Genomic DNA, 10,488 nt, shown 5'->3' with positions numbered 1-10,488 from the left:
TTGGCCTCGCTGATCTTCGCCGTGCCCAGGCGCTCCACCTCATCGATGCGCACAATCGAGTGCATCGGCACGAAACTGCGGACCACTCCGTCGAACTGGCTCTTGAGCTTCTCCTCACTCGGGTCCACGACCAGTTGCGAGCGCTCTCCGAACACGAACTCCTCGATTTCCAGAAAGCCCCACAGGTCACTCTGGTAGATCTGCTTGGCGTACATCTCGAAGACCTGGCCCTGGTTCAGGAAGATCACTTTATAGATGGCGGGTTCGCGTTTGCTCATGTTCGACCAGATAACACATGCGTAAGAAAAGGTGGGCATGATACCTGTTCTGGCCTGTTCACGGGTGAACCCGCGCCCATAGGATCCCCACCGGCCTTGCCGGAGTGGGTTGACCCGCGTGAAGGCCAGAACAGCCCGTACATACCGTTGAACGTTTCAGTGCTTTCGCCACTGCCATTCAAGGGTTATTCTTGAGTTCAACTCCATCGCCGTCGAGCGGCTAAAAACGACCTTGAACGCACCCATAGAACCCCATCGTTTCATCCTCGAACCCTTCGAGGCCCACCGTTTCGCCAACTTGTGCGGCCAGTTCGACGAGCACCTGCGCCTGATCGAACAGCGCCTGGCCATCGAGATCCGCAACCGCGGCAATCAGTTCGAACTGATCGGCGAACCCAGGACCACCTCCGCTGCCGAACAGCTGCTGCGCCGTCTCTATCGCGAGACCAAGGCCACCGACCTGTCACCGGAAACCGTGCACCTGTACCTGCAGGAATCGGCTGTCGAAAACATCGACAACCCGGCCGTCAACGAGGTCAGCGTGTCGCTGCGCACGCGCAAGGGCAATATCCGCCCGCGCGGGCTCAACCAGCAGCGCTACGTCAAGGAAATCCTGGCCAACGACATCAATTTCGGCATCGGCCCGGCCGGTACCGGCAAGACCTACCTGGCCGTAGCCTGCGCCGTGGACGCGCTGGAGCGCGAACAGGTGCGCCGCATCCTGCTGGTGCGCCCGGCGGTCGAGGCGGGTGAAAAGCTTGGTTTCCTGCCTGGCGACCTGGCACAGAAAATCGACCCGTACCTGCGCCCGCTGTACGACGCCCTGTACGAAATGCTCGGCTTCGAACACGTGGCCAAGCTGATCGAACGCCAGGTGATCGAAATCGCCCCTCTGGCCTACATGCGTGGCCGCACCCTGAACAACAGCTTCATCATCCTCGACGAAAGCCAGAACACCACGCTCGAGCAGATGAAGATGTTCCTGACCCGCATCGGCTTCGGCTCCACCGCGGTGATCACCGGTGACATCACCCAGGTCGACCTGCCCCGTGGCACCAAGTCGGGCCTGGCGCACGTCATCGAGGTGCTGAAGGACGTTCCGGGGATCAGCTTTACCCATTTCCAACCCAAGGATGTGGTTCGTCACCCACTGGTGCAGCGTATCGTCGAAGCCTACGACCGCTTCGAAGCCCGCCAGTCCAAGCCCGAGGCACCCGGCAAAGATGCTTGAACTTGATATCCAACGGGCCACGGATGCTGCCACTCCAGAAGACGCCGCCTTGCGCCGCTGGTGTGAATTGGCGTTGCGCCAGCGCAGCGCCGACTCGGAAATGACCATTCGCCTGGTCGACGAAGCCGAAGGCCGGGAGCTGAACCACACCTACCGGCACAAGGACTACGCGACCAATGTGTTGTCGTTCCCGGCCGATGTGCCCGATGAGCTGCTCGATATCCCGCTGCTGGGCGACCTGGTGATCTGTGTAGCGGTGGTCGAGCGCGAAGCGGCCGAACAAGGCAAATCGCTGGAAGCACACTGGGCGCACCTGGTCATCCACGGTTGCCTGCATTTGCTCGGCTATGACCACATCGAAGATGAGGAGGCCGAGGAAATGGAAAGCCTGGAACGGGAATTGCTGGCAGAACTGGGTCACCCTGACCCGTATGCCGATGATGAAACCGACTCAATCACACACTGATACACGAAGGATCACGAGAACCGCCATGAGCGAAGATCGATCGAGCAACGGGCAGAAGTCCTGGCTGGGTAAACTGACCCAGGCTTTTGCCCATGAGCCGAAAAACCGCCAGGAGCTGCTTGAGCTGCTGCGCGAAGCCCATCAGAACAAATTGCTGGACAGCGAAGCGCTGACCATCGTCGAAGGCGCCATTCAGGTCGCCGACCTGCAGGTTCGCGACATCATGGTGCCGCGCTCGCAGATGAACAGCATCAAGGCCGGCCAGTCGCCTCGCGAGTTCCTGCCGGCGGTGATCGATGCCGCGCACTCGCGCTACCCGGTAATCGGCGAAAGCCATGACGATGTGCTCGGGATCCTGCTCGCCAAAGACTTGCTGCCGTTGATCCTCAAGGAGAACGGCGACAGCTTCAACATCAAGGACCTGCTGCGCCCGGCCACCTTCGTACCCGAGTCCAAGCGCCTGAACGTGTTGCTGCGTGAATTCCGCGCCAACCACAACCACATGGCCATCGTCATCGACGAATATGGCGGCGTGGCGGGCCTGGTCACCATCGAGGACGTGCTGGAACAGATCGTCGGCGATATCGAAGACGAGCACGACGTCGAGGAAGACAGCTACATCAAACCACTGCCCAGCGGTGATTTCCTGGTCAAAGCGCTTACCCCGATCGAGAACTTCAACGAGTTCTTCGACAGCGAGTTCTCCGATGACGAGTTCGACACGGTCGGCGGCCTGGTGATGAGCGCCTTTGGCCACCTGCCCAAGCGCAACGAAACCACTGAGATCGGGTCTTACAAGTTCCGTATTCTCAACGCCGACAGCCGGCGGATACATTTGCTGCGCCTGACCCCGATCACCCGTTAAGGATAAACATGCGTTGGATCACCCGCCCCGGCTGGCCCGGTAACCTGCTGGCCCTGGCGGCCGGTGCTTCCACCCTCCTGGCCCTGGCGCCGTTCGACATCTGGCCGTTGGCGGTGTTGTCCATCGCGGTGCTCTACCTTGGCCTGCGCGAGCTCAGCCCGCGTCAGGCCATGTGGCGTGGCTGGTGGTTTGGGTTTGGCCTGTATGGCGCCGGCACCTGGTGGATCTACGTCAGCATGAACACCTACGGCGGCGCCTCGCCGCTGCTGGCAATCGTGTTGCTGCTGGCGTTCTTCGCCGCACTGGCCTGGTTCTTCGCCCTGCCCACCTGGCTATGGGCGCGCTGGCTACGCCGCAACGAAGCACCACTGGCCGACGCCTTGTGCTTCGCCGCCCTCTGGTTACTGCAAGAGGCCTTCCGCGGCTGGTTCCTGACCGGCTTCCCCTGGCTCTACGCCGGCTATAGCCAACTGGACGGCCCGTTGGCCGGCCTTGCGCCGCTGGGCGGCGTCTGGCTGATTTCCTTCACTCTCGCCCTCACCGCCGCCCTGCTGTGCAACCTGCACCGCCTGCGCACCCGCCCCTCGTTCCTGGCCGTGGCCAGCGTGCTGTTGCTGGCCCCCTGGGTGCTGGGCCTGGCGCTCAAGGGCCATGCCTGGACCATTCCGGCAGGCGATCCGCTGAAAGTGGCGGCGATCCAGGGCAACGTCGAGCAGGACCTGAAGTGGGACCCCGCGCACATCGACGCGCAACTGGCGCTATACCGCGACCTGAGCTTCAGCTCCAGGCCGGTGGACCTGCTGGTGTGGCCGGAAACCGCCGTTCCGGTGCTCAAGGACCAGGCCCAGGGCTACATCGACGTGATGGGCCGCTTCGCCGCCGAGCGCCACTCGGCGCTGATCACGGGCGTGCCGGTGCGTGAAGAAGTGCACCACCAGCGCCGCTACTACAACGGCATCACCGTCACTGGCGAAGGCGATGGCACCTACCTCAAGCAGAAGCTGGTGCCATTTGGCGAGTATGTGCCGCTGCAAGACGTGCTGCGCGGGGCCATCGAGTTCTTCAACCTGCCCATGTCGGACTTCGCCCGCGGCCCGGAAGATCAGCCGCTGCTGCAGGCCAAGGGCTACCAGATTGCGCCTTACATCTGCTACGAGGTGGTCTACCCCGAGTTCGCCGCCGGCCTGGCTGCGCGTAGCGACCTGCTGCTGACCATCAGCAACGACACCTGGTTCGGCAAATCGATCGGCCCCTTGCAGCACCTGCAGATGGCGCAGATGCGCGCGCTGGAAGCCGGCCGCTGGATGATCCGAGCCACCAACAACGGCGTGACCGCCCTGATCGACCCGTTTGGCCGCATTACCACGCAGGTTCCGCAGTTCCAGCAGGCCGTGCTGTATGGCGAGGTGGTGCCGATGCAGCAGCTGACGCCTTACCTGCAATGGCGCTCATGGCCGCTGGCAATTGTCTGTGCGTTGCTGCTGGGCTGGGCGTTGCTGGCAGGGCGTATTGCAAAAACCGTCTGATTGGCGATACGCGGCCACTGTAGGAGCGGGTTTACCCGCGAATACGGTAGTCGCGGCAACGGTGAACGGCGGGTGGAGATTGGCCGGCAGGGCAGGCCCTTTCGCGGGCAAGCCCGCTCCTACAGGGGATTATGTAAGCCGGTGAATCAGTAGAACACCCGATACCCCACCAACCCCACCACTTCATTGAACAACTGCCCGCTCTGCCACATCGCCCGGCTCTCTGGCAGCAGACCGCCAAACGGCCGCGCATGATCGCGCCCAAGGAACCCCACCGGCGCCGGCACCACCTCAAAACCCGCCTTTTCAAAACTCCAGCGGGAACGCTGCATATGCCAGGCCTGGGTCACCAGCACCACCCGGCGAAATCCCAGAGGCTGCAGCACTTTGGCCGTGAGCTGAGCATTTTCCCAGGTCGTGCGGCTGGCCTCTTCGCGCCATTTCACCTCGACCGCGAAATCTTCATGCAAGCGTTCCGCCATCAGCCTCGCCTCGCTGGGCGGCGTGCCGTAATGCAACCCACCACTGGTCAACACTGGCAGGCCCGAGGCCTTGGCCAGCCGCGCGGCAAAGCGCATACGTTCCAGTGCCGTGGCCGTGGGCTGGTCACTGCCACCCCAGGCCGGGTCCCCGCGCTCGCGCCCGGCGCCCAGCACCACAATGGCATCCGCCCGGCTCGCCAGGCCGGCCCAGTCGCTCACGGCCAGCGGCGGCTCACTTTCCAGCACACGGGCGGTTTCCTGCACCACCAGCGGCAGGCTCATCAACCACAGGCCACCCAGCCCTACGCTAAAGCAAAGCGCCGCCAACCGTGGCCGCCGCGTACGCAGCCACCATGCCGCAAGCAGCAGCAAGAACAGCACGCCCGGCGGCATCAGCCATTGTTTGATGAAGAATCGGATCGGCATCGGCCACACCTCCTTGGCAGGCGTGCAGCCTAGAAGGATCGACGCCGGTCAACAAGTGTGTACCGGCGTCGATCTTGAGTTGTGTGATAGTGAAGAACCGGCGCGCGATAGCCTGCGCCTGGCGTCCTGAACGGCTAGCGATGTGGCAGCGTCCTGGATCTCGCCGTACTGGCGGGGCGTTTCTTGTCCTTGAGCCAGATGATCTTGGCCGATGTCGGCTCCGCTTGTGGGTAACTGCCGACAGCGGCATTGTGGCGCTCCGGGAGGGAATCCAGGTAGGCCTTGATCACTTCGAACTCTGCGTGGCTCAAGCCACGCAACTCAAGCTCAGCTGGCATCTCGTCGCGCAATCGCACCGAGGTCCTGGCCGTTTCCAGTGCCAGGCCAAGCCGGTCGATCAGGCGCTCGTAAAGCTCCGGTCTGATTGCGGGTAGCTGCGTCTCTCCCATCCGTTCACCTCATTGAAGGTAAGAATATCTCCCCCCACACCTGAGCTTAGCGTCGCTGCAAAAAGCAGCCTTGCGCCGCGACCAGCGGCCATTCGCAACGAAGGTTTCCCACGATGCGCGGCGCTGCTGTATGCTACGGCGTTCACTCTAAACGACACCGGAGTGCCGGACGCAGCGAGGTTCCGCTGCCTGGAACAAGGTCTCTTCTCTCTCAGCCAAAAGTAGCCATGCACGAACAATACACGCCCCGTGATATCGAAGCCGCCGCCCAGAAGTTCTGGGACGAGCAACAATCGTTCGCTGTTACCGAACAGCCAGGCAAAGACACCTACTATTGCCTATCGATGTTCCCGTACCCGAGCGGCAAGCTACACATGGGCCACGTGCGCAACTACACCATCGGTGACGTGATTGCCCGCTACCAGCGCATGCTGGGCAAGAACGTCCTGCAACCGATGGGCTGGGACGCTTTCGGCATGCCCGCGGAAAACGCGGCGATGAAAAACAACGTCGCCCCGGCCAAGTGGACGTACGAAAACATCGACTACATGAAGACCCAGCTCAAGAGCCTGGGCCTGGCCATCGACTGGGCACGTGAAGTCACCACCTGCAAACCCGACTACTACCGTTGGGAGCAGTGGCTGTTCACCCGCCTGTTCGAAAAAGGCATCATCTACCGCAAGAACGGTACCGTGAACTGGGACCCGGCGGACCAGACCGTACTGGCCAACGAACAAGTCATCGACGGCCGTGGCTGGCGTTCGGGCGCGCTGATCGAAAAGCGCGAAATCCCGATGTACTACTTCCGCATCACCGATTACGCCGACGAGCTGCTGGAGAGCCTCGACGAGCTGCCGGGCTGGCCTGAGCAGGTCAAGACCATGCAGCGCAACTGGATTGGCAAATCGCGCGGCATGGAAGTCCAGTTCCCGTACGACCAGGCCAGCATCGGCCACGAAGGCACCCTCAAGGTCTTCACTACCCGTCCGGACACGCTGATGGGCGCCACCTACGTCGCCGTCGCCGCCGAGCACCCGCTGGCCACCCAGGCTGCGCAGGGCAACCCGGCGCTGCAGGCGTTCATCGATGAGTGCAAGAGCGGCAGCGTTGCCGAAGCCGACATGGCCACTCAGGAGAAGAAAGGCATGGCCACTTCCCTGCTGGTCGAGCACCCGCTGACTGGCGAGAAGCTGCCAGTATGGGTCGCCAACTACGTGCTGATGCACTACGGTGATGGCGCGGTCATGGCCGTGCCGGCCCACGACGAGCGCGACTTCGAGTTCGCCCACAAGTACAACCTGCCGGTCAAGGCCGTGGTGCGCACCAGCGCTGGCGATGAAGTCGGCAGCGAGTGGCAGGCCGCCTATGGCGAGCACGGCCAGCTGATCAACTCCGCCGAGTTCGACGGCCTGGACTTTGCTGGCGCCTTCGACGCCATCGAAGCGGCCCTGATCCGCAAGGAACTGGGCAAATCGCGTACCCAGTTCCGCCTGCGCGACTGGGGTATCAGCCGCCAGCGCTACTGGGGCTGCCCGATCCCGATCATCCACTGCCCGTCCTGCGGCGACGTCCCGGTGCCGGAAGACCATCTGCCGGTCACCCTGCCGGAGAACGTGGTGCCGGACGGCGCCGGTTCGCCACTGGCGCGCATGCCTGAATTCTACGAATGCAGCTGCCCGAAATGCGGTGCTGCGGCCAAGCGCGAAACCGACACCATGGACACCTTCGTCGAGTCGTCCTGGTACTTCGCCCGCTACGCCTCGCCAAACTACGACAAAGGCCTGGTCGACCCCAAAGCCGCCAACCACTGGCTGCCGGTAGATCAGTACATCGGTGGTATCGAACACGCGATCCTGCACCTGCTGTACGCGCGCTTCTTCCACAAGCTGATGCGTGACGAAGGCCTGGTCACCTCGAACGAGCCATTCAAGAACCTGCTGACCCAGGGCATGGTGGTCGCCGAGACCTACTACCGCGTTGCCAGCAACGGCGGCAAGGACTGGTTCAACCCGGCCGATGTCGAAATCGAGCGTGATGCCAAAGCCAAGATCATTGGCGCCCGCCTGAAGACCGACGGCTTGCCGGTGGAAATCGGTGGCACCGAGAAAATGTCGAAGTCGAAAAACAACGGCGTCGACCCGCAGTCCATGATCGAAGCCTACGGCGCCGACACCTGCCGCCTGTTCATGATGTTCGCCTCGCCGCCCGACATGAGCCTGGAATGGTCCGACTCCGGCGTCGAAGGTGCCAGCCGCTTCCTGCGCCGTGTCTGGCGTCTGGCTCAGGCTCACGTCAGCCAGGGCCTGCCAGGCAAGCTGGATGTTGCCGCCCTGGACGACGCGCAAAAGGTCATCCGCCGCGCCATTCATGCGGCCATCAAGCAAGCCAGCACCGACGTGGGCCAGTTCCACAAGTTCAATACCGCCATCGCCCAGGTGATGACCGTGATGAACGTGCTGGAAAAGGCCCCGCAAGCCACCGAACAGGATCGCGCCCTGCTGCAGGAAGGCCTGGAAGCCGTCACCCTGCTGCTGGCGCCGATCACTCCGCACATCTCTCACGCGCTGTGGCAGCACCTGGGCCACGCAGGCTCGGTGATCGATGCCGCCTGGCCAAGCGTCGACGAACAGGCGCTGGTGCAGGACTCCATTACCTTGGTGGTTCAGGTCAACGGTAAGCTGCGCGGCCAGGTCGAGATGCCTGCCGCTGCCAGCCGCGAAGAAGTCGAAGCCGCTGCCCGCAGCAACGAGAATGTCCTGCGCTTCATCGATGGCCTGACCATCCGCAAGGTCATCGTGGTACCGGGCAAGCTGGTCAACATCGTCGCCAACTGATGAAAACGCCCACCCGCATTGGCTGCGGGTGGGCGGAACAGGCCCAAAAGGGAGCAACAACATGATCAAACGCAATTTGCTGGTAATCGGCCTGGCGGTCATGCTCAGCGCCTGCGGTTTCCAGCTGCGCGGCACCGGCTCCACCGAGCTGAGCGTAAAGGAAATGGACGTCAGCGCGCGCAATGCCTATGGCCCGACCGTGGTCCAGCTGCGTGAAGTGCTGGAACGTAGCGGCGTCAACGTGCACGCCGGCGCACCGTATCGCCTGGTGCTGACCAACGAACAGGAGCGCGAGCGCTCGGCTACCTACAACAGCGGCAACCGTACCGCCGAGTACGAGCTGACCACCAAGCTGGATTACAGCATCCTGGGCCTGAACAACCTGGAGCTGATGAGCGACAAGCTGGAGGTGCGCAAGGTCTACGTGCGTGACGGCTCGAACATCACCGGCTCCGAGCAGGAAGCCAAACGCGCCCGCGAAGAAATGCGCCGCGACCTGATCAACGCCATGGTCGTACGTTTGCAAATGCTGTCCCCATCCCAGCTGGATGAGCTGCAGCGTAAAGCCGACGAGCGCGCCAAAGCCGAAGCTGCCGCGCTGGAGGCTGCCCGCCGCCAGCAAGCCGAGACGCCTCAGCAATCGCCACTGGAAGTACCGGGCAACTAAGCCCGCGAGGGGCGCCCTCGGGCGCCCCACCTGTTCCCCATGAAACTTGCCCCCGCCCAACTCAACAAGCACCTGCAAGGCGCCTTGGCACCGGTCTACGTGGTCAGCGGCGACGACCCGCTGCTGTGCCAGGAAGCCGCCGACGCCATCCGCAATGCTGCGCGTCAGCAAGGTTTCGATGAACGCCAGGTATTCAGTGCCGACGCCAACTTCGACTGGGGCACCCTGCTCCAGGCCGGTGCAAGCCTGTCACTGTTCGCCCAGCGTCGCCTACTGGAACTGCGCCTGCCCTCGGGCAAGCCCGGTGACAAGGGTGCCGCCGCCCTGATGGAATACTGCGCCAACCCCGCCGAAGACACGCTGCTGCTGATCAGCCTGCCCAAGCTCGACAGCAGTGCGCAGAAGACCAAGTGGGGCAAGGCATTGATAGAAGGCGCCCATTGCCAGTTCATCCAGATCTGGCCGGTGGATGTGCACCAGCTCCCGCAGTGGATCAACCAGCGCCTGCAACAGGCCGGCCTGTCGGCCCAGCGTGATGCCGTCGACCTGATTGCCGCGCGCGTGGAAGGCAACCTGCTGGCAGCCGCGCAGGAAATCGAAAAACTCAAGCTACTGGCCGAAGGCAGCCAGATCACCGTGGAAACCGTGCAGGCTGCCGTCGCCGACAGCGCTCGCTTCGATGTCTTCGGCCTGGTCGATGCCATTCTCAACGGCGAGGCTGCGCATGCCCTGCGCATGCTCGAAGGCTTGCGCGGTGAAGGTGTGGAGCCGCCAGTCATCCTCTGGGCCTTGGCCCGTGAGCTGCGCCAACTGGCGGGGCTAGCCCAGCAGTTCAGCCAAGGCGTGCCATTGGACAAGGCGTTCAGCCAGGCCCGCCCGCCCATCTGGGACAAACGCCGACCGCTGGTCAGCAAGGCCCTGCAGCGCCTCTCGGCGCAGCGTTGGGCGCAACTGCTGCAGGATGCCCAGCGAATCGATGCGCAGATCAAAGGGCAGGCTGAAGGTTCGCCGTGGATTGGCCTGGCGCGGCTGTCGCTGTTGATGGCTGGCCAGCGCCTGGCCCTCCCTCCCGAGTAACTGCGGCCGTCGTAGGAGCGGGTTTACCCGCGAAGAGGCCGGACCTGCTAATCAATCTCCACCCACCGTTCACCGTTGCCGCCGCCACCGTATTCGCGGGTAAACCCGCTCCTACACACGCATCGAAGGTTGGGCGCAGGCCGTCGTAGGAGCGGGTTTACCCGCGAAAGGGCCGGACCTGCTAACC

The 10,488-nt window shown here is 63.1% G+C and carries 10 protein-coding genes; 7 read left to right on the top strand and 3 right to left on the bottom strand.

The annotated features are described in order from the left end of the window. The coding region (locus BJQ17_RS28690) for a DUF1820 family protein (protein ID WP_070096958.1) at window positions 1–278 on the bottom strand (278 nt) is incomplete at its 3' end. A gap of 232 nt (window positions 279–510) precedes the next feature. On the opposite strand from BJQ17_RS28690, the gene BJQ17_RS28685 reads away from it, so the two are divergent. Genes BJQ17_RS28685 through lnt form a run of 4 tightly spaced genes read left to right on the top strand, consistent with a single transcriptional unit; the run spans window position 511 to window position 4,366 of the window. Continuing rightward, window positions 511–1,509: a PhoH family protein gene (locus BJQ17_RS28685; RefSeq protein ID WP_004576915.1), complete on the top strand. Its 999-nt coding sequence runs from the start codon at window positions 511–513 to the stop codon at window positions 1,507–1,509. Then, complete coding sequence (ybeY, locus tag BJQ17_RS28680) at window positions 1,502–1,975, top strand: rRNA maturation RNase YbeY (RefSeq protein WP_003249763.1); 474 nt, start codon at window positions 1,502–1,504, stop codon at window positions 1,973–1,975. Before BJQ17_RS28685 ends, ybeY begins: the two co-directional genes overlap by 8 nt. A gap of 25 nt (window positions 1,976–2,000) precedes the next feature. After that, the gene (locus BJQ17_RS28675; protein WP_003249762.1) at window positions 2,001–2,840 is read left to right on the top strand and encodes an HlyC/CorC family transporter; all 840 of its coding nucleotides are present in this window, start codon (window positions 2,001–2,003) and stop codon (window positions 2,838–2,840) included. An 8-nt stretch (window positions 2,841–2,848) separates the two neighbouring features. Continuing rightward, a complete protein-coding gene (gene lnt / locus BJQ17_RS28670; RefSeq protein WP_070096957.1) occupies window positions 2,849–4,366 on the top strand; it encodes an apolipoprotein N-acyltransferase in 1,518 nt (505 codons plus the stop codon). 146 nt (window positions 4,367–4,512) lie between these two features. On the opposite strand, the gene BJQ17_RS28665 is transcribed toward lnt, so the two are convergent. After that, a complete protein-coding gene (locus BJQ17_RS28665; protein WP_004576917.1) occupies window positions 4,513–5,274 on the bottom strand; it encodes a YdcF family protein in 762 nt (253 codons plus the stop codon). Between the two features lie 134 nt (window positions 5,275–5,408). Then, window positions 5,409–5,723: a hypothetical protein gene (locus BJQ17_RS28660; RefSeq protein ID WP_003249755.1), complete on the bottom strand. Its 315-nt coding sequence runs from the start codon at window positions 5,721–5,723 to the stop codon at window positions 5,409–5,411. A gap of 227 nt (window positions 5,724–5,950) precedes the next feature. Between BJQ17_RS28660 and leuS the strand changes: the two genes are divergently transcribed. From leuS to holA, 3 genes are all read left to right on the top strand, one after another. Beyond that, window positions 5,951–8,557 carry a leucine--tRNA ligase gene (gene leuS, locus BJQ17_RS28655; protein WP_003249753.1) on the top strand — a complete coding sequence of 869 codons (2,607 nt, stop codon included), beginning with the start codon at window positions 5,951–5,953 and terminating at the stop codon, window positions 8,555–8,557. 61 nt (window positions 8,558–8,618) lie between these two features. Beyond that, complete coding sequence (gene lptE, locus BJQ17_RS28650; protein WP_003249751.1) at window positions 8,619–9,224, top strand: LPS assembly lipoprotein LptE; 606 nt, start codon at window positions 8,619–8,621, stop codon at window positions 9,222–9,224. Between the two features lie 39 nt (window positions 9,225–9,263). Beyond that, on the top strand, window positions 9,264–10,301 hold the full coding sequence (gene holA / locus BJQ17_RS28645) for a DNA polymerase III subunit delta (protein ID WP_003249749.1): 1,038 nt from the start codon (window positions 9,264–9,266) through the stop codon (window positions 10,299–10,301). Window positions 10,302–10,488: the final 187 nt, after the last annotated feature.

It is taken from the genome of Pseudomonas sp. NBRC 111139 (genome assembly GCF_001753955.1).
GTDB classification, from domain to species: domain Bacteria; phylum Pseudomonadota; class Gammaproteobacteria; order Pseudomonadales; family Pseudomonadaceae; genus Aquipseudomonas; species Aquipseudomonas alloputida.
Note: the sequence above shows the minus strand (reverse complement) of the source record. Positions and strands in the feature narration are given on the sequence as shown.

Bases quoted from the DNA above. Each gene is read 5' to 3' on its own strand.
- holA (WP_003249749.1), top strand. From the start codon at position 9,264: ATGAAACTTGCCCCCGCCCAACTCAACAAGCACCTGCAAGGCGCCTTG.
- ybeY (WP_003249763.1), top strand. From the start codon at position 1,502: ATGCTTGAACTTGATATCCAACGGGCCACGGATGCTGCCACTCCAGAA.
- BJQ17_RS28665 (WP_004576917.1), bottom strand. From the start codon at position 5,274: ATGCCGATCCGATTCTTCATCAAACAATGGCTGATGCCGCCGGGCGTG.
- BJQ17_RS28660 (WP_003249755.1), bottom strand. From the start codon at position 5,723: ATGGGAGAGACGCAGCTACCCGCAATCAGACCGGAGCTTTACGAGCGC.
- leuS (WP_003249753.1), top strand. From the start codon at position 5,951: ATGCACGAACAATACACGCCCCGTGATATCGAAGCCGCCGCCCAGAAG.
- BJQ17_RS28675 (WP_003249762.1), top strand. From the start codon at position 2,001: ATGAGCGAAGATCGATCGAGCAACGGGCAGAAGTCCTGGCTGGGTAAA.
- lnt (WP_070096957.1), top strand. From the start codon at position 2,849: ATGCGTTGGATCACCCGCCCCGGCTGGCCCGGTAACCTGCTGGCCCTG.
- lptE (WP_003249751.1), top strand. From the start codon at position 8,619: ATGATCAAACGCAATTTGCTGGTAATCGGCCTGGCGGTCATGCTCAGC.